The organism is Nostoc cycadae WK-1, from assembly GCF_002897135.1.
Classification (GTDB): Bacteria; Cyanobacteriota; Cyanobacteriia; order Cyanobacteriales; family Nostocaceae; genus Nostoc_B.
In genome coordinates, this window is the sequence record NZ_DF978427.1 from 83,830 (window position 1) to 103,229 (window position 19,400).

At 39.3% G+C, this 19,400-nt stretch carries 19 protein-coding genes and 1 pseudogene; 11 read left to right on the top strand and 9 right to left on the bottom strand.

Going from position 1 to position 19,400, the window contains the following annotated elements:
• Together NCWK1_RS11485 and NCWK1_RS11490 are read right to left on the bottom strand one after the other, a co-directional pair.
• On the bottom strand, positions 1-933 hold the full coding sequence (locus NCWK1_RS11485; RefSeq protein ID WP_103124813.1) for a phosphodiester glycosidase family protein: 933 nt from the start codon (positions 931-933) through the stop codon (positions 1-3).
• 71 nt (positions 934-1,004) lie between these two features.
• Complete coding sequence (locus tag NCWK1_RS11490) at positions 1,005-2,252, bottom strand: DUF4912 domain-containing protein (protein WP_103124814.1); 1,248 nt, start codon at positions 2,250-2,252, stop codon at positions 1,005-1,007.
• 523 nt (positions 2,253-2,775) lie between these two features.
• On the opposite strand from NCWK1_RS11490, the gene NCWK1_RS11495 reads away from it, so the two are divergent.
• Complete coding sequence (locus NCWK1_RS11495) at positions 2,776-3,135, top strand: VOC family protein (protein ID WP_103124815.1); 360 nt, start codon at positions 2,776-2,778, stop codon at positions 3,133-3,135.
• Between the two features lie 92 nt (positions 3,136-3,227).
• On the opposite strand, the gene NCWK1_RS11500 is transcribed toward NCWK1_RS11495, so the two are convergent.
• Complete coding sequence (locus NCWK1_RS11500; protein WP_103124963.1) at positions 3,228-4,136, bottom strand: hypothetical protein; 909 nt, start codon at positions 4,134-4,136, stop codon at positions 3,228-3,230.
• Positions 4,137-5,234: 1,098 nt separating this feature from the next.
• Between NCWK1_RS11500 and NCWK1_RS11505 the strand changes: the two genes are divergently transcribed.
• Positions 5,235-6,551: a recombinase family protein gene (locus NCWK1_RS11505; protein ID WP_103124816.1), complete on the top strand. Its 1,317-nt coding sequence runs from the start codon at positions 5,235-5,237 to the stop codon at positions 6,549-6,551.
• A 7-nt stretch (positions 6,552-6,558) separates the two neighbouring features.
• On the opposite strand, the gene NCWK1_RS11510 is transcribed toward NCWK1_RS11505, so the two are convergent.
• The 4 genes from NCWK1_RS11510 to NCWK1_RS11525 all read right to left on the bottom strand — a co-directional run bounded on the left by NCWK1_RS11510 (position 6,559) and on the right by NCWK1_RS11525 (position 9,519).
• Complete coding sequence (locus tag NCWK1_RS11510) at positions 6,559-7,431, bottom strand: MBL fold metallo-hydrolase (RefSeq protein WP_103124817.1); 873 nt, start codon at positions 7,429-7,431, stop codon at positions 6,559-6,561.
• Positions 7,432-7,630: 199 nt separating this feature from the next.
• The gene (gene frr, locus NCWK1_RS11515; RefSeq protein ID WP_096578021.1) at positions 7,631-8,179 is read right to left on the bottom strand and encodes a ribosome recycling factor; all 549 of its coding nucleotides are present in this window, start codon (positions 8,177-8,179) and stop codon (positions 7,631-7,633) included.
• Entirely contained in the window at positions 8,166-8,894 is a 729-nt protein-coding gene (pyrH, locus tag NCWK1_RS11520; RefSeq protein ID WP_096578023.1) for a UMP kinase, read from the bottom strand. The genes frr and pyrH overlap by 14 nt, the downstream gene beginning before the upstream one ends.
• A 70-nt stretch (positions 8,895-8,964) precedes the next feature.
• Entirely contained in the window at positions 8,965-9,519 is a 555-nt protein-coding gene (locus NCWK1_RS11525) for a thioredoxin family protein (protein WP_096578025.1), read from the bottom strand.
• A gap of 404 nt (positions 9,520-9,923) precedes the next feature.
• Between NCWK1_RS11525 and NCWK1_RS11530 the strand changes: the two genes are divergently transcribed.
• The 9 genes and pseudogenes from NCWK1_RS11530 to NCWK1_RS11570 all read left to right on the top strand — a co-directional run bounded on the left by NCWK1_RS11530 (position 9,924) and on the right by NCWK1_RS11570 (position 16,090).
• Positions 9,924-10,829 carry an alpha/beta fold hydrolase gene (locus NCWK1_RS11530; RefSeq protein WP_103124818.1) on the top strand — a complete coding sequence of 302 codons (906 nt, stop codon included), beginning with the start codon at positions 9,924-9,926 and terminating at the stop codon, positions 10,827-10,829.
• A gap of 294 nt (positions 10,830-11,123) precedes the next feature.
• A pseudogene (locus NCWK1_RS11535) lies at positions 11,124-11,639 on the top strand (IS701 family transposase); the annotation flags it as partial.
• A 340-nt stretch (positions 11,640-11,979) separates the two neighbouring features.
• Complete coding sequence (locus NCWK1_RS11540; RefSeq protein WP_096578031.1) at positions 11,980-12,513, top strand: hypothetical protein; 534 nt, start codon at positions 11,980-11,982, stop codon at positions 12,511-12,513.
• A gap of 243 nt (positions 12,514-12,756) precedes the next feature.
• Positions 12,757-12,957: a hypothetical protein gene (locus tag NCWK1_RS11545; RefSeq protein WP_096578033.1), complete on the top strand. Its 201-nt coding sequence runs from the start codon at positions 12,757-12,759 to the stop codon at positions 12,955-12,957.
• A complete protein-coding gene (locus NCWK1_RS11550) occupies positions 12,957-13,217 on the top strand; it encodes a ParE family toxin-like protein (protein ID WP_096578035.1) in 261 nt (86 codons plus the stop codon). Before NCWK1_RS11545 ends, NCWK1_RS11550 begins: the two co-directional genes overlap by 1 nt.
• Positions 13,218-13,419: 202 nt before the next feature.
• Positions 13,420-13,743 (top strand): hypothetical protein, encoded by a 324-nt coding sequence (locus tag NCWK1_RS11555; protein ID WP_096578038.1) that lies wholly within the window; start codon positions 13,420-13,422, stop codon positions 13,741-13,743.
• A 358-nt stretch (positions 13,744-14,101) separates the two neighbouring features.
• Positions 14,102-14,542 (top strand): DoxX family protein, encoded by a 441-nt coding sequence (locus tag NCWK1_RS11560; protein ID WP_103124820.1) that lies wholly within the window; start codon positions 14,102-14,104, stop codon positions 14,540-14,542.
• A 12-nt stretch (positions 14,543-14,554) separates the two neighbouring features.
• Positions 14,555-15,049 carry an ureidoglycolate lyase gene (locus NCWK1_RS11565; RefSeq protein WP_096578042.1) on the top strand — a complete coding sequence of 165 codons (495 nt, stop codon included), beginning with the start codon at positions 14,555-14,557 and terminating at the stop codon, positions 15,047-15,049.
• A gap of 168 nt (positions 15,050-15,217) precedes the next feature.
• Entirely contained in the window at positions 15,218-16,090 is an 873-nt protein-coding gene (locus NCWK1_RS11570) for an S-methyl-5'-thioadenosine phosphorylase (RefSeq protein WP_103124821.1), read from the top strand.
• Between the two features lie 178 nt (positions 16,091-16,268).
• On the opposite strand, the gene NCWK1_RS11575 is transcribed toward NCWK1_RS11570, so the two are convergent.
• Complete coding sequence (locus NCWK1_RS11575; RefSeq protein WP_096578046.1) at positions 16,269-17,843, bottom strand: mechanosensitive ion channel family protein; 1,575 nt, start codon at positions 17,841-17,843, stop codon at positions 16,269-16,271.
• Between the two features lie 49 nt (positions 17,844-17,892).
• Positions 17,893-19,323 (bottom strand): carotenoid oxygenase family protein, encoded by a 1,431-nt coding sequence (locus NCWK1_RS11580; RefSeq protein WP_103124822.1) that lies wholly within the window; start codon positions 19,321-19,323, stop codon positions 17,893-17,895.
• Positions 19,324-19,400: the final 77 nt, after the last annotated feature.

Sequence of the window (19,400 nt, forward strand, 5' to 3'; positions counted from 1 at the left end):
TTAATTAGATGTTTTATAAATTAAAAATACAGAACCAATTGCACCGCCATTTTCTAGATAAATTTTTCCAGTGTAATATAATCCGGGAGAACCACCGCCATCAAATAACATTCCTTCTTGAATTTTACCTAAACAGTTATTACGGGCAATTCCCGCTAAAACATCATCAAACATATCTGGTAGTAACTCTTGATTTACTGGCGAAGCTTCAATGACTGAATTAGCTTTTAAGTCATTCACTAATAAAATTACATAACCTTTACTCGTTGTCGCCACCATAGAACGATTCGTCACTTGCTTACAAGCAAATTCTCCTAAATCTTGACAGATATCTTTAAATTTACCTTGACGATAAAATCTGCCATTACCACCAACCAAATTGTAATTTAGAATATTGTTACTTCTTCTGCCCGTTTGAAGTGTAGCTATTCGTTCTTGGGGTCTCCCTCCAGAAATCCCAAAGGAAGAACGCCGATTTTTAAATGCGCCAGAATATTCAACTCCGCGAGAAATATTTAAGCCTTGTGGTTTATCATCGGTGCCTATATAGTCAGCATTAATTGCGGCTAGAGGTCGTTGGCCATTTAACTGAGAATTTGCATCAGTAATAATTTCATTAAATTGCTTTGGTACATAATTTCTGATAAATTTTCCCTGTTTATCTTTAGCATAAAGTTTATGAGATAAACCTACATTGACTTTAAAATCTAATTTTGGCGATTTAGGATTAAAAATAATGACATGATTAATGCCTTTGGCAGATTTCTGACCTTGATTATTAGCTTTGAAAAATTCAATGCTGAATTGAGGATTTTCACCAGGACAGGTTTTTGCTGCTTTTGTTGATGAATTCGCGGTATCGTCTTTACAAGCTAATAACAAATTTATCGTCATGATAAATATAGATAAGAAAAATATTTTTTTGATCCACATACTAAGATAATAAAAACCCGCTACAGAACGACTATAGCGGGTTATAATTCAAAATACCAATTTTGGATTACTTAGAAAATCCATTCGGGAATTGCTTCTTCTTTGGTATTAGTATTGCGAGATGGTGTTTCACGATTGAACTTCATGTGAATTGAGCGTGTTTGCTCACCATCAGCAGCAACCGCCAAAATTGGGTAGTCAATTAAACCATCTTGGAAGGACATTTGGAAGCGGAATGTACCATCAGGATTCAGTTTAATTTCACGACCACCAATTGTTACGGTAGCATCAGGTTCAGTTGCACCGTAAACAATCAATTCAGCATCGGCAATTAACCAGAACTGGCGGGGACGCATTGGTACGGCAGAAGCTGAGAAACCTACACCAGACATTCCCACACCGGACATATTTAAACCAGAGGTGGTGGGAACTGCCCACATACCGACTCCAGAGGGGAAGACGTAGGAACTGATAGCTTGTTCGGGACGAACAGAACCAGGTACATGCTGCATAGAACCAAACAGAGAACCTGCAACCCGTTGCGCTTCGGCAGATTCTGCCAAGCCAAAGATTTGGTCGTAAATGGGGTTGCCACCATTTGCACCTGCGGCTGTTGCCAGTTTCTTCGCAGGGGGTACTAGTTCATACAGAGTTCTACCACGCAAGTCTTCTTCAAAGTTGACGGTGATGAAGACATCCTCAATCCAGTCAGATGGATACACAGGAGGAATGTGTACTTGGGCAGAACGAGCCAAAACTAACCAACGGCCATCAAAAGTACGATAACCGATATCAATGACATAATCGCGATCGCTCACAGGAATTGGTAGGTACCATTCTCTGGCTAGTTCATCAACAGGATATTCTTGGATGCTGTGGGGACTTTGATATTCAAGACTGATGTCAGTGACATCATAAATTCGCAGTGCCAACTGCTGTCCACCTTGCCGCCGCAGTTCTTCTTTATGATCATTGGGAATATCCCAATAAGTGTAAGCCCATTGCGGATCGCGTGGTAAAAGTACAATTCGACTTTCACCATAACCACCTGGTAGATCTGCGAGTAATTCATCAACATCAGCCAGAGAGCCACCAGTACGGTCTTCTTGACCAAGTTCAAATTTTGCTGCTTCCACGGTTTCCTGTGCCTCCAGTGAACGAGATGGACTAAGCGAAGCTTTACTACGCTGGACTTCTTGAATTGCTGCCAGCAATTGTGATTTACGCATTCGGCTATAGCGGGAGACGCTATATTCGCTGGCAACTTTACGTAGTTGCCGTAATGTCATCTCCTCTAGCGGTGGGCGTTCTTTTGCCATTAATTTGGCCTCCAGTAGTTTGAAAGGTAATTATCTCTCTGAGTTACAGAATGCTTTATAAAAAGTGCCATTCTTCTTCAGATGAATTTCTTATTCCTGACTCCTGGTTTTGCCCAGTTTTTAAAGTTTTTTAATTTGCTTTTAAAATGAGGGTCACTCCCTTTCAATTTCCTTGAATGCTTGGGTAAGCATTTTTCGGGATCGGAGGAGTCGTTTTGTTAAGTAAATATTAACCAGTAACCCTCGGTGTTGATCAAGGGGTCTCAAGGCACTTTTTCCTAGCTTTTACGAATTTAATAGCTCTAGCGGGATCATATTGTCATAATTCCATGACAATTGCCTTTTTGAATAGAGCTTAAATGTTATGGTTTCATGGCATTTAAGCTTAAAAAGCATTCAAACCCTTATGGACAAATGATCTCATCTCAAATAAGGGCGATCGCTCCCGATTAAATCCCAGGAGCGATCGGCTAGTTGTGCCGCAAATACGTCAAAATCAAAACAACAGCGATCATCACTGACAATGCAGATAACCCAGAGCCTTCATACAGCCATTCTCGTTACTGATTTAGAGCGTTCCGAACACTTTTACAGCCGAGTGTTGGGATTATCAAAAATTGACCGATCCCTCAAATATCCAGGTGCATGGTATCAACTCGGCAACTATCAAATACATCTAATAGTCGCATCCACTACACCAACCGATAACCCAAACGAAAAATGGGGACGTAATCCCCACATTGCTTTTGCTGTGGCTGATTTAGAACAAGCTAAACAAGAATTACTCAGTCACAATTATTCTATTCAAGCGAGTGCCTCTGGTCGCCCTGCCATTTTTACCCAAGATCCTGATGGAAATGTGATTGAGATCAGTCAACAGTAATGGAACAAGCTACTACAGTTAAAAGCTTGTAATTAACAGTAGCGTGAGCCAAATATATCCTCTTTACCCAACCAATAAATACTGTCTTTCTGCTAGGGAATAAAGGCAATTTTATTTACATTTACTTGTGATAAAAGTGTCATATTTCCAGTTTTTATATCCACAGAAAAAACAGAATTTTTCGGACTATTATTGAGATTAGCAAGTGCAATAAGTTGACCAGAGGGAGAGAAAGTTAAGCTAAGTAAGTCATTGGATAAATATTTTCTATTGTATGTTAACCCTGCCACAGTAGTAATTAATAATTTGCCTGTAAGTAGTGAGGTCTTGTTAGGATCTAGCTGCACTAAAGTTGTTCTACCGTCTGAAGTCAGAATAGTCGCATAAAACTTACCATCAGGGCTAAGAGCTAGATTACTGAAGCGTAAATTTCGTGGCAATTCGGGTAATTTTAACTCATCACCAGAGGTGACTTTGCCATTTTTAGGGTCAATCATTACTAGATAGAAAGGAGGAACGCCATTGTTAGCACTAGCAATTCCAATAATTTTGTTATTTTTTGTTCCTAATACTCCTTCTATTGTATGATTACCATTTTTAAATCCTGATATTTTTTTAGCTTTTGGTTTCTTAGATTTATTATCAGTAAATATAATTTTACTATGATTCCCTTTTTGGGTTGTTTCTACTGTAAGCATCACCATCGTGCCATCTGTAAAGCTAGTAAAACCAGTAATTCGGCTCGATTCAGTAGAAAACGCTCTTTTAGCAGTTTCAATTTTTGTCGTTAGATTATCAACAATACTTGCAGGAATTTCTGTACTTAATCTTTCACCACCAGTTGTTAAATCTAAAGACACTAAGGTAAATGCTGGACTAGTGTTTTCTAAATCTAGAGAGATTTTAGCATTTTGCTTATTTTTATTGGCAGGAAGCCTAACTCCGACTAGCGATCGCGCCTCTTGTGCTAAGGTTTTATTCTTGACAAGATTAACGAGCATATTTGTAGCCGCGCTGGCAATAACTAACTGACCAAATTGTCGACGCTTGATTCTTAGATACATAAATTAAAATCCTATGATTAATGGCATTTGGATAAAAAAAATTAGGTTTGAGCTAATTAAGAGCAACACGAGAAACTTTTATCTCAAATCTGCTAAAGAACGCATAATTTCCAGTTAATTTGGCAGAAATAAATTTGCTCTAATAGCAGATTTATGCTAAGTTTCTAGTCTGTTTAACTAGCTGATTATTGAATAATTAGCAAACCCCAAATTTGCAGATATTATGTTCTCTTATTAAGAAAATATAACATACTGTAGTGAGTGACTAAACTATATTAGACTTCTTGCATAAATATTTTTTGTCTTGTATGAGGCTTTACTGACTTGTCGCATTTATCGCGGCAACGATCTAAAATTCCCATACCAATAATTACTTTTGCAAGATGTCTATTGATTCAAACCTAACCTAAAATAGGGATTGAGGATGAGGGACTAGAGAAGAAATTACTCTCATACTTATTTAATTGATTTATCCTTGATTGTTAGATACAAAGTAAAAATTACTATATTTTTTGATGTATCCTTGTTAAGCTGTTAATAACAGCCATTTAGTTCAATCTAAATAAACCAATCAATAGCACTTTTCATCTACTCACATCAAAATATTTAAGTTAAAGTCTTGCTTATTTTTGATTACAAGCAATCTTCAACTGAGTTGTTGTATGTCACTAAATAGGGAAATTCATGACTAGAAGCATTTTAGCCACTATATGACAGACTATTATCTGAAAGATAACCACAAAATGCTACTTAACTTTGATCTCAATATCATTATATATACTCTAAAGCAGATCATGATGCTAGTTATACCTAAACTTTAAAATATCTTTGCTAATTAGAGAGATTGCGTGTTGATAACTTGATAATTTAGGGAACAAATAATATCAGGATTCTTTGCTAAATCTTTACTGAAAATTATTATTTACCTTATGAACTTTTATGGGTTACAACAATTGGCAATTATAAAAAGCTTAATTCAGTAGCTTTGTGGCTGATGTTTGCACCATACAACTATTGATTATTAAATACTGACTGATGAAAATTATTGCTTACATTTATTATGATCCTCTCTTAGAATCTGTGCCTCAAAGCATTAATTGGCAATGGGATGTAGAACGAGTTTATGAAGATTTAGTTAAGAGAGATACCTATGGATACACAAAGCGATCGCAGTTACAACAACTAATCACAGACTGCCAAAATGAACTAGTAGAATGTTTGCTGGTGCGTCGCTTGGAAGAATTGGGAGATACGGTAGAAGAAGTAAGCGATCGCTTAAATGAATTAGAAGCAATGGGTATAGCTATAATTGCTACTGAACAATCCTACACCTCAGAGCAATCCCACTTTCGGGGTGAGTTACTGAAATTACTGCAAGAAATCCAACATCAACAACGAAGTCGGCGCATCCGCCAAGGACACGCCCGCAATCGTTTAGAAGCAGCACCTCCCCCCGGAAAAACACCCTACGGTTATCGCCGTGGTCAAGGAAAATACATTATTGACCGCAGTACCTCCCCAGTGGTGAAAGAGTTTTTCGATAACTTTTTACTCTACGGTTCCTTGCGCGGCGCAGTGCGTTACTTGGCAAAAAAATACGGAAAGAAAATTTCTGTCACTACTGGGCGACGCTGGTTAACTAATCCTGTCTATCGGGGAGATACGGCTTATCTCAATGGGGAAATTATCTCTGATACTCATACTGCTATTATTTCTAGAGAAGAAGCTGCTCAAATTGACCGACTGTTACGCCGTAATAGTCGCTTACCCTCTCGAACTGCAAGTGCGCCGCGTTCTTTAGCTGGGTTAGTTGTCTGCGGTGAATGTCAATCTCATACGACAGTCACTCGTGTTACTCGCCGCTATCAAGACAAAGAGTATCTGTATTTACGTCCTATTAGTTGTCCTCTCAGTCCCAAGTGTCGAGCTATTCCCTATCAAGACATTTTAGAATCGACGATCGCTAAAGTTTGCCGTGATTTACCATTAGCAGTAGCCGGAATGAATTCTCCTGAACTGGATACAGTAAAAAATAGTTTAGGAGATGCGATCGCTCGTCAACAAGAAATCCTCTCTCAGTTACCTGCTTTAATTGAAACTGGCATTTTAGATATAGAAACAGCAAAATTTAGAGAGTACAAACTCCGCACAGAAATCTCTGCACTCCAAGCAAAGCTGGCGACACTTCCCCCAGTTAATCTACGTTCTGTAGCTCAAGCCGTTTCCATTCCGCAATTTTGGTTAGATTTATCAGAAGCAGAACGACGCTTTTACCTGCGAGAATTTATTCGACAAATTGAAATTGTCCGTGAAGATAAAGAATGGGATTTGCGAGTGGTCTTTATTTTTTAGTGCATCATCAAAGACTCTCCATCAACGCAATACACTTGTGCACTTGCTGACCCATAGTCTCAACATCTGCATGAAATCTCCGCCCATGACCCGGTAAAATCCATTCAAAGGTGTAATTAGCCAAATTCCGCATTGATTTAATTTGTTCTGACCAAGAATACCAACAATGGTCACGAAATGCAGCTAATTGCTGTCTATTTTCTGACCAAGCAAGATGGTCGCCTGTGAACAAAAACTTATTTTTGTAGAGTAAAACTGTGTGTCCTTTTGTATGTCCAGGAACGGGAATAATTAATAAATCTGAAGTTAATGCAAAGGGGTCTACACCTGTTAGCTGAATTTCTACATTGCGAGTACTGCCAGAAATATCATCAGCGTGAAGAATTCTTTCACATTGAAAATGTTCAGCATACTTTTGATGATCTGCTACATCATCTTGATGAGTCAAATACATATAACGAATTCCCCCCATTTCTTCTAGCTGCTTCACTAAAGGTGGGGTAAATCGGGGAGAATCCACCAAAATATTACCTTCTGATAATTGAATATAGTAACTAGCAGCACCATAAGATTTTTCTGAATGATAGCCACAATGATAGACATTTTCTGCTACCAAAATCGGAAAAGTTTCTTGAGTATTTTTGATATCTTTAGGTTTTTCAACTGTCCCGATAGAACTCGTAGGACAAGCTAAAAGTGCTTGAAGTGCTGTTAATCTTTCTGCTGCATTATTTGGTTGATGATCAACTGCCGATTGTTCATCAACACGAGAAAAAACTTCTGGACTCATCCAGCGACAGGTATCACAATCAATACAGGTAGTATCTACATAAAAATCGCCGTTAGTATTTTGGGGGCGACGCAGATCTAAATGAGCCATGTTAACCTCTTGGGCTGACCATAAACCCCAATAGCCCTAGGTTAGCAAATATGATTGTCCATTGAGATCAATTATTTGTAAACTACAAAATACCCGGCTTTTAAAAAGTCGGGTATCTGAGCCTCTCGATTTTTCTCAATCAAGCTAAACAAAAGTATGAACTTTTGAAATTTATACTTCAGAATTCAAACTTCATACTTTAGACAGTTGAGATATCTTTTTCTTTTTCTGCCAACAGTTCGTTAATTTTAGCTGTGTATTTGTCAGTGAGTTTTTGTAGTTTATCTTGTTGGTCTTTGGCTTCGTCCTCAGAAACTTCTGAGGCTTTCTCCTGCTTACGAATTGTGTCTAGAGCCTCACGGCGGATGTTACGAATAGCAACACGACCTTCTTCAGCGTACTTAGCAGCCAGTTTAACGAATTCTTTACGGCGATCGCTAGTCAATGGCGGAATATTCAGCCGAATCACAGAACCGTCGTTATTAGGTGTTAAACCCACATCAGAAAGAGAAATAGCCTTCTCAACAATGTTTAAACTGCTTTTATCGTAAGGTTGAACCAAAATTGTAGTTGCATCTGGCGTGCTAATATTCGCCAGGGATTTTAAGGGTGTTGGTGAACCGTAATAATCCACTAACACTTTATCTAAGAGACTGCTATTGGCGCGACCAGTGCGAATTGTATTAAATGCGCGTTGAGTAGACTCAACGGTTTTTTGCATCGTACTCTCAGCTTCAGCTAATTTCACAAGAACCTCCCACAAGGGTGCCGATTGATTCTCCCATGACTGCTCGGCGGATGTTACCTCGCACCGTTAAGTCAAATACAAGAATTGGGATATTGTTTTCTTTACACAAGGCAATCGCAGTACTATCCATTACTCGCAAATCATGAGTCAAAACGTGTGCATAGGTCAGGGTAGTAAAACGTTTGGCGTTAGGATAAATTTGGGGGTCAGCATCGTAGATGCCATCTACCTTGGTGGCTTTAAAAATCGCTTCTGCATCAATTTCTGCGGCTCTCAATGCCGCAGCCGTATCAGTGGTAAAGAAGGGATTTCCTGAACCAGCACCAAAAATTACCACCCGTCCTTTTTCAAGATGACGGATGGCACGACGACGAATATACGGTTCTGCTAACTCTTGCATAGCGATCGCAGTCTGTACGCGCGTCTGTACCCCTATTCGTTCTAGCGAATCTTGTAGCGTCATGGCATTCATTACCGTGGCAATCATGCCGATGTAGTCAGCGGTTGCCCTATCCATCCCTGCCGATGCCGCTTTTACGCCACGAAAAATATTGCCGCCGCCAACGACTATGGCGATTTGAACGCCAGTGGCTATCACCTCTGCTACTTCTTGTGCTACTTCTTTGACCACTTCTGGATCAATGCCATAGCCCATGTTGCCCATTAAGGCTTCACCGCTTAGTTTAAGTAAAACCCGTCGGTAATTCGTTCCCATGAAGTTACGCTTTATCGAAAAAGTTGCAATTGCCTCCAATTTAAGATAGCAGCACAATGACTATCTATGTCTAGTTGCGCCAAATCAATGAAGTTCCTACTGGTTCTGTTTCTTGTGGGTTAATTGCTTGACTTTTAAACCAAGAAGCGATCGCATTTCGTAAATAATCTTCTCTTAAAGATGATAGTGCTTGCGGATAACTATCAATTTGCCCTTTATAACGCACCAGTCCATTACTATCTATTAAAAAAGCCATCGGAGTTTTAATTGCGCCAAAACTCCGCGTAACATCTTGAGTAGAATCCCAAAGATAGGGAAAGTTTAATCTTTGATGTGTGGCAAAAGCTTTCATGTTGTCAAAGCTTTCTGTAGGGTACTTAATAGCATCACAGCCATTTATCCCAATTAGCGTGAAGCCACTCCCAGCAAATTCCCCTTGGATTTTTTTGAGCTTGTCTAGATATAAGTTGACATAAGGACAGTGGTTGCCCATAAAAACAACGCCAACTGCCCGGTATTTTTCTAAATAACGCCTGAGATGATGTACTCGCTCGTCAATTCCTGGCAGTTCAAAATCCGGGGCATAGCCCCCAACAGGAGTATGAATTGTTTCTAGTATTGTCATCTTCGTGAACCAGAAGGAACTAGGAACAAAAGTTTAGGTGAAATTTAGCGTCATTTTTCTGGCAGCCAACCACCCTATTGCAGATGCTCGATATCAAACGATTGTAGAGATCAACAGAGAAACCGTAAATTGTAAAACTACTGAATGTCGAACCGTTGATAAATATATTACATTACATCTAGATGGCGGTAATTTTAACATCTAAGTTTTCTATAGCTTATAAGCAATTATAAATAAATTTAACTCAGTCTTTATACTTGCCTTAAATTAAAAATAGTGATTGATTTATCTCTTACTTAATTTTATTGCTAGTACACTCTTTACAATATGCCTCTACAATTTAAGATAAATTACCAAAAATATTACGAAATATTAAAATTAGTAAATAAAAATACAGATTTCCTATGAATACTTCTACAACTGCTTTAACCGCAAAAACTTGGATGTGGCAGGGGTTCCCGATTTCCTATCAAACTCAAGGAACTAGTGGGCCTGCCGTTATTTTAGTGCATGGTTTTGGAGCCTCATGGTGGCATTGGCGTAAAAACATACCAGTATTAGCAAAAACTTGTCGGGTTTATGCCATAGATTTGCTTGGCTTCGGTGGTTCTGCCAAACCTCAGCCGGGAGAAAAAATTGCTTATACCTTAGAAATGTGGGGACAGCAAGTAGCAGACTTTTGCCGTGAAGTGGTGGGTGAACCAGCTTTTTTAGTGGGAAATTCCATTGGCTGTATTGTCGCCATGCAAGCCGCAGTCAGTTCCCCAGATATAGCCTTGGGAGTTGCCTTAATTAACTGTTCATTGAGATTATTACACGATCGCAAACGCGGCACCCTACCTTGGACTCGGCGTATAGGTGCGCCACTTTTACAACGGGTATTGTCTATTAAACCAATTGGGCAATTCTTTTTTAATCAAGTCGCCAAACCAAAAACAGTGCGGAAAATTTTGCTGCAAGCTTACATCAATGCAGAGACAGTCACAGATGAACTAGTCGATATTCTCACAGCGCCAGCAAAAGACCCTGGTGCGGTAGCTGTGTTTTTGGCATTTACCTCATACTCCACAGGGCCATTACCAGAAGACTTACTGCCATTATTAACTTGCCCAGCAATTATTTTATGGGGAACCGCCGACCCTTGGGAACCAATACATTTAGGTCGAGAATTAGCTAACTACCCGTCAGTAGAAAAATTCATTCCCTTAGAAGGAGTAGGACATTGCCCGCAAGATGAAGCACCAGAGTTAGTAAATCCGATTTTACAAGATTGGATAGGGGAGCGATCGCAGACTTTAAAATCCACCTAACAGGCGATCGGTATAAGCTGAGACTCCAATTCTATCTTTGATTGGCAAGATAAATCGGATGAAATACTGTATTTGTTCAAGCAATTCCTTTGGGCGTTATTCTATGGGATGTTATACAGAAAAATTCTGTTGAATACTCTAAATAGGGATGCTATGCGGACGAATTCTGGATAACGCCAAGGGATATACGGGGAAATTCTATATAATCCTCCCGTTAACGGGACTTAAACAAAACAGGAAAGGGAAAAAGAGTATAATGCTTAACTAGCATAGCTTTCACGTTAAAAAAAGCTCATGAAAGAAACTACCCCCGCAGCCATGCCTCCATGCTTTGAAAGATGGTGTCAACGATTTGATGATGTGTTTACTCATAAGGCTCAAAAAAGAGAGTTTAGACACTATGTAGGGGGATTATTGGGTGAAAGTGAGAGAAAAAACTTATTTCAGATAGCAGAGAATGCTGTAGGGGTGACTTACCACCGATTACATCACTTTTTAACCGAAGCACCTTGGTCGAGTTCCCAAGTTAACGAACGGCGCTTAGAGATCATAAATAAATGTAGTCAGACAAGAATCAGTAGAGGTTTTAGCCTCATAATTGATGATTCTGGACATAGAAAAAGCGGTAATTTTACGGATGGAGTAGGAAGACAGTATATCGGAGAAATTGGCAAAACAGAGAATGGGATAGTAGTAGTAACAACACATTTATATGATGGAAGAAAAAGCTTACCGTTAGATATAGAGCTATATCAGCACGCTGATTCATTACCTGAAGGGAAACAAGACTCAGAATTTGAGAAGAAACCTTTGAATACTTTTACTGAAGCTTTAGAAGCGTTTAGAACAGCTATGTCTTATCGATTTTTTGATTGGTTGACTCTCAACCTTGACGTATTTGCTGCTTACAAAGCTAGTTTGGGCTTTATTTGGGCTTAATTTTTGTTTAAGTCCCGTTAAGGGTGATTATACGTAAAAATCCAGTATAATATCCGAATAAAAAGGTAAAAAAGAAGTTTTCCGTAGATGTATACAAGATTTAGCTGTAATGCTTGATATATCAGGACTAAGAAAAAGATTATACGGAAACTTTCTGTATAATAAATAGTTAAGCCCCAAGTACGGGTTCCAGAACATCTTGTCTTGACTCATGGACGACAATCTACTTAAAAAATACCTTGAATACGCTAAAACCGGAGAGTCCTTTGCAGTTCTCTTTGTGAAAAAACATCTCGCTCAAGCAAAAGGGCATTGGGTAGATATTGTCGATTGCCGACGTTATGAGATGTCCTTGGATAATTTACATTTCAGATTTGTCGTAGGTGGCCTGTATAAGAGAAAAATAAAACCTCAGTATCCATCAAAATCTGTGTACACCATTAATGGCAAATTTGATGAAAGCGGATATTACTTAATGATACGAGCTATAACGTGGGAAACCGCACATAAGGACATTGAACAGCAGAAATCAAAAAACATAGCACCACGGAAATTCAAGATAACAGGTATAAGCTACGATAAAAACCGAAGCAAAAAAGACTTTTTCCGGGAGAATGCACCGCCAGAAATAAAGGCTCTTGCAAATAATCTTAACGACCGCACAAACCCACTATGGGATAGTGCTTTGCAATACGCTAACAAGCCAGAGTTTGTTTATGAGATTAAGAAAGTTTACATCAACTAGCATGGTACCTAACAATTCAAATGCAGCGGACAGTTGAAAGTTGCTGGTGCTGAGTTCAAGGCTATCTGCCGCCGCTGATTTGAGTCGTTATCCCGCTTACTTCCAGGTCAGGGCGTAGCTGTAAGCTTTACTATCGGAATTCAAGAGTTTTGCTACTGAAGGGTCGGTAGCTCTAAATACAGAGGTACTCTGCCTTTCCGAGAAAGCTATAATTTTCTCAAGGGTAGAGAGGTACAAAGGGTTATGTCCAATCTGGAGCAAATCGAAGCGGCAATCCTTTCGTTGCCATCAAGTGAGTTTGAGAAATTAAGACTGTGGTTTCTTGATTTAGACTACGAACGCTGGGACGAGCAGATAGAACAAGACATCGAAGATGGTAAATTAGAGGCGCTTGCTCAAGAGGCGATCTCTGAGTTTGAAGCAGGGCATTGTCGAGAAATTTAATGCACTATACAACGCGACGGTTTTGGCAATGCTACAACGCCTTACCTGAAAGTGTTCAGCAATCAGCAGATGAATGCTATGAGTTGCTCAAAGTTGACCCATCTCATCCGTCCTTGCATTTCAAGAAGTTGGGCAAAAAGTACTGGTCAGTTCGTGCAGGGTTAAGTTACCGAGCTTTGGGTGTGGAAGTCGAAAATGGTATTTCCTGGTTTTGGATTGGAACACATACAGAGTATGACAAGTTGATTAGTAAGTTTTAGAGAGGCATAACCGTTATTAGTCAATGGAATTTGACAAGATTGGATACGGGAGCGATCGCAAGTTTTAAAACCTAACTAACAGGCGATCGGTATAAGCTGAGACTCTAATTTTATCTTTATCAGTAAGTATAGGGACAAAAGATTACACGAAAACTTTCCGTATAATAAATAGTTATGTTGCTTCCTCTGATGAACACAGCTTATGAACTTCGAGAAATATTCTAAGCAGCAATTTGATGCCTGCGGCCTTGATACGTCAGCCGCGCGCCAACTCGCTGACGAATTGCAAGATGATGTCGCAAAAGAGATTCATGAGGTTGTGCTTACTGCCTTTTTGAAAGTGGTCGAAGAACTGAACGCGCGAGGTCATAATCTCACGCCTTACGACGAAATTCAGGTAGGAGACATTCCCTTCCGAGACGAGTCAAGCAAGGAGCGCTGTAATCTAAGGCTTGCCTGCGACATAATAATTAGCACAGGCTATTCGCACACTCTCGCCGCGGATGAAATCGAGGCGGCAACATAACCAACATAACAATGATATGCACACGACTGCTTCAATCTTCTGGATTTGTAAATATAGTAACCCTCGATAGATAGAACGCCAAGCATCCGATTTATTGTGTAATTGGTAACACAGGGTTTACTAGTATCATAAACTACAAATTTATCTGCGTTCATCTGCAATTAATTATTTTTCCCATACCTCGCTTAGATGATAATTGTTATAAACCTACCAATATTACAAGATGTAATAGAAGAGCGATCGCAAGTTTTAAAATATAACTAATATTTGGTGATGTTTCTTACCATTGATTGAAGACAAATTCACCTCATATCAGCAAACTGAAGTGGTAAGCGCAAGTATAAAATCAGCCTCAAACATGAACAGACGTAAGGAACTCTTTCGTGTCATCTTGGCAATATCAATCATCATCGTGGGCATTACACACTTTGCCATACCAGCACCTTACGTCAAAATAATGCCGCCACAACTGCCCTATCCTTTAGAACTAGTTTATCTCAGTGGCTTTTATGAGATTTTAGGTGGTATTGGATTATTAGTTCCGCCTGTAAGTCAAGCTGCTGCTTGGGGACTGGTGCTGCTATTTATTGCTGTTTTTCCTGCCAATATCAACATGGCAGTTAATCATATTAAAATTGAAACCATACCATATTCAGATTCACCTTGGGTTCAAGCAATTAGATTGCCATTACAAGCAGTGTTAATCGCTTGGGCTTGGTGGTATACAAGACCTTCAGATAAAGAAATCCAAGCTTCCCTAATTCCTAAATCACTTATTCCTCAAGAATTAGAACAGTAGGTTTTTAATATTATGAGTGCATCACAAACAGTTCAACAATTACAAGCAGAATTAGTCACCGCAGAGAATTTTCGGCGTTATGGACAAGTGATTTTTGCAAGCACAGATGGTAAGCAATTTGATACAGAAGATGCTCAATTGAATATGCAAAATGGTACTCCAAGATTTTATATTATGCGTCTAGAAAAGCGCGGACGAAAGTTTAATAAAATTACGCGTCATGTAAAATGTACTCAATGTTTAGGTTCTTTAGAAGGAAAGGATTGGTTCATTGCTGTTTGTCCTCCTCATAATGAATTGGATGAACCAGTTTTAGAAGAACTTGCTGCTTTTCGGATTCCAGGGAATTGTTTTATTAAGTTAAATGAGGGAACTTGGCACGCTGGGCCTTATTTTGATCATGAAGTTGTAGATTTTTACAATTTAGAACTGGCTGATACAAATGTGGTGGATCATTTCACCCATGATTTTCTCAAGAGTCATCAATTAGAGTTTGAGATGGTGTAAGCTGCTTTTGTTTATTCTTGAGACGATCGCAACCAAATTTTTGAGTCATTATTGCCGATAACTGCTGGGAAGCTTGACTATCAAGGTGCAATTCTCGCTTGATTTGCTCATAAGTCTCGCCCACCTGTGTAAAATAACTAGGCAGATCAGCAACAAGTATCAAAAGTTATGGTTAACCCTAAAATTGGCATTATTGGTGGTAGCGGACTATACAAAATGGCCGCTTTGAAGGATATAGAAGAAGTGCAAATTGAAACGCCCTTTGGTTCGCCTTCCGATGCTGTGATTTTGGGGACACTAGAAGGGACAAAGGTAGCTTTTTTGGCGCGTCATGGGCGCAATCATACCCTGTTACCTTCGGAATTACCATTTCGTGCCAACATCTATGCAATGAAGCAATTGGGGGTAGAATATTTAATTTCGGCTAGTGCGGTGGGTTCTTTAAAAGCCGAAGCCAAACCATTAGATATGGTAGTCCCAGACCAGTTTATAGACCGGACAAAAAATCGTATTTCCACCTTTTTTGGCGAAGGAATTGTGGCGCATATTGCCTTTGGTGATCCGATTTGTCAAAATTTAGCTGGAGTTTTAGCAGAGGCGATCGCATCTCTCAATTTACCAGATGTCACCCTACATCGTGGCGGCACTTATATCTGCATGGAAGGGCCAGCATTTTCCACCAAAGCCGAATCTAACCTCTATCGCAGTTGGGGCGCAACAGTAATTGGAATGACCAACTTACCAGAAGCCAAGTTAGCCAGAGAAGCCGAAATCGCCTACGCAACCTTAGCATTAGTCACCGATTACGATTGTTGGCATCCAGACCATGATAGCGTCACCGTTGAGATGGTCATTGGTAACTTGCAACGCAACGCAGTCAACGCCCAAAAAGTAATACAAGAAACTGTCCGCCGTTTGAGTGAAAATCCCCCACCCAGTGACGCACACTCAGCATTGAAATACGCCATTTTGACTCAATTAGATAAAGCACCCGCAGCAACAAAAGAAAAATTACATTTGTTATTGCAAAAATATTTATAAATGTAGGTTGGGTGAAGTGCAGTGTAACCCAACATAAATCTCGGTGTTGGCGTTAACTTTGTTTTACCCAATCTACTAGCTTACGCAAAAATTATCAAAATGCTTAATTTATCAAACCACAGGGGAATAAGAGTATTTATAACTGGAAATCAAGATGATGATTTTAATCCTTGATTTCTCAGTTTTTAGCAAAACCGCAAATTTCAATTTCTTCCTGATTAAAAGCATCCATCAATATCTTACGCAGAACGCGCTGAATATGCAGGTGTTTTCCTGGCTTAACTTTTGTCAACGTCAGCAACAATAAGTTATCCTCACCAAAATGTTCTATTCCTGCTACTCGCGTAGGTTCTATGACATCTTGTTCATCCAATTTTAACTGCTGTCCTACCTTTTCCACTACTCTATATACATGATCTAAATTGGAGTTGTAAGAAACACTAACTTCTACCCTGGCATATATATATTGCTTAGAATAGTTGATAATTGAACCTATATCTCCATTGCGAATAATTTGTAATTGACCATCAGGATGGCGGACATGAGTGGTTCGCAGTTCAATAGCTTCGACAATTCCTTCTACACATCTTTCTTCCATTTTTCCAGCTTCAACATAGTCTCCCACCAAATAATAGTTTTCAAATAAAATCAAAAATCCACAAACAACATCATTAATTAGGTTTTGCGCCCCCAGCCCAACTGCTATCCCCACAATTCCTGCACCTGCTAATATTGGCGCAGGATCAATACCAATCAGCTTGAGTATAGTTACTCCGCCAGTAAAATAGATAAAGTATTTGGCAAAACTCCGTATTAAGGGAATGAGCGTTAGCCGTTTCTGTCGCTGTGAATCATTGCTATCTGTAGTTCTTAAATAGAACTCATCCAGAATAAAGTAAGCGACTTCTATTAAAACGTTGCTAATAAAGAAAACTCCAATAATCTGCACAATTCTCGGAGTATAAGCACTTATCCAAGCGATTGGTTCTATTTCTGGCAGAACCAGATTTACTATACCTACATAGAGAACATATTCCAAACATTTTTTGAATAAAGGAATTAAGTGGCGTAAACGTTCATATAAACGCAGTAAATTGTTAGAATGAGAAAATTTTAAACTGAGCGCATCTAAAGTATCAACAATAGTGGCAACTGCTTTGACAATGAGTAAACCAACTGAGATGGTGAGATAAATTTTTAAGGCAATAAAAAGATATTTAGTAACAACTGCTGGCAGATACAAAAAATCAGCACATAAAATAGCAGAAGATATCCAGATACTATGAATAATAATTCTTTTTAATGTTTGAAAAAAAGCTTCAACACTCTCATCATTAGCTTTGATTTGATCAACTTTCTTGGCGTAGTCACAAATCCAGTCTATCCCTTGGTTTAAAGGTGGTACGGTAAATTTAACTAGCAATAGCAAAGTGATAGTTTTTAAACTTGCAGTACATAAATTAATCCAAAATTGAGTAGGAAGACTGCGAATCAGATTAAGTTGAAATTCTTGAACATTGCCACCGCGATAAATTATGATTCCATTCACACCAACCAGTGCCAGACATAGCACCACAGTAATCAGCATGAAAATTCTGCCAATACTGCGGCGCAAAAAGGTGATATTTTCAGTTTTTCTCTGCATCCAAGAAGCTTTAGCAACCTGCTTGAAGATTATGCCAATCAGCCAGTTAAACAGCAAGAAAATGATGATTAAAAATATGACTTCACCCAGGATAATTAGTATATTCATCTCTTAAATATCAATTGTTCGCTGTTCTTTTTTTTGACTTCTGACTTCGTTAAGCCTGATTCCAAGTTCCGTGGAAACTTGGAGGAATGACACTTGGTAATCTCAGTTTGCAAACGGGTTCTTCGTCGAGGCGATCGCTATCAAAGATCCAAACTTCACTACTATGAGAATTACCATCGTATACAACGGTCATTACCCAACTTTGATTGGGGTTTTGGGTATCTTGAGCAGGTAATGGTTCTGAAGGATAGAAATTGTCTGGGAATTTCGCTTCTGCCAGGATTTCAGTTTGGTGATCAAAGCGGGCGATCGCATTTAATAGTTCTTGGCTAATATCTGTGCCTTTTTGGAATGAGGCAAAATATGTATACCGGGAGATTTGCCCGACATTTTGCTGTGGTACATTGGGAAACTCGCAATGTCTGTCTAGCACTTGCTCAATACTCGTGACTTTGCCAGTTTCGGGCTGAAGATGTATTCTTGTCAGTGTACTTTCAGCAGGGGTATGAGTCTGACCTGTAGATACTTCTTTTAGATATTGGTTGGTTTGAAAGTCTTTGTATTGAGCAATATCTACAATCACTGAACCACTAGCATCTAAATAACCGTTAGCAAAATGCCATTGATACCAAGGTTCGGTTTCACCACGACTCACCAGAGATAATGTCTGGCGATCAAAAACTAAAATTTGAGTTCCTAGTTGAGGTTGCCACTCTAGTGCATCACTATAGCTTGTGCCTAACAGTACAGGCAAAATATTTAACCGCACTGGCGGAATGCAAAACACAAGATATTGTCCTGCTAACACAAAATCATGCAATATTGGCAATCCATTCAGAGAGTATGTTGCTTTTTGGGTAATTTTCCCACTGGAATTGCTCTGGTAAAGATTGAGTTCGCCATTTAATCCAGGAGTGACCCCAAAGTTAAAAATTTCCCCTGTTTGCTTGTCGCGCTTATAATGTGCAGAATAGCTAAATCCTTTATTTAACCCTCCTAAATCATCTTCGCCGTGGGTTTCTAAAGTTTGCAAATCTAAAGCGTAGGGTTTACCAGCTTCCCACAGTGCTAAAAGTTTATCTGGAAGGGCTATCACCGAAGTATTAGCAGTGTTTTTCACTGGTTTGAGCCATTGATTCCAAAAGGCTCCTGGTGCAGTCATACCATAGTTACCGTAAAGCAGTTTAGCGGCGGCGGTTTCTTCTTGATAACCAGAAGTTTGTACGTAGCGATAAACTGCGCTGGCTCCTGCATCGGTAAAATGAACAGCGAGAATTGCCCCATCTCCATCAAACCAATGTCCCATCAGCTTTCCGCCACGTTCTAGCCGTCCAGGCCCATTACGGTAGAGTGTGCCGCGTAAGCCATTGGGGATTTTACCAAAGATAACTGGCAATTGGGTCAGCGGAAATTCTGTTGCAGGTTTTGCGATCGCACCTGCCCAAGCTTTTTTTGTTGATGTTTTACTGATAGTAGGCATCTGATAATTTAGCGATAAAACACAGAACTTAATGGAGACAATGGTATAAATAAATTCATTTTATATAAGTTTTAGCT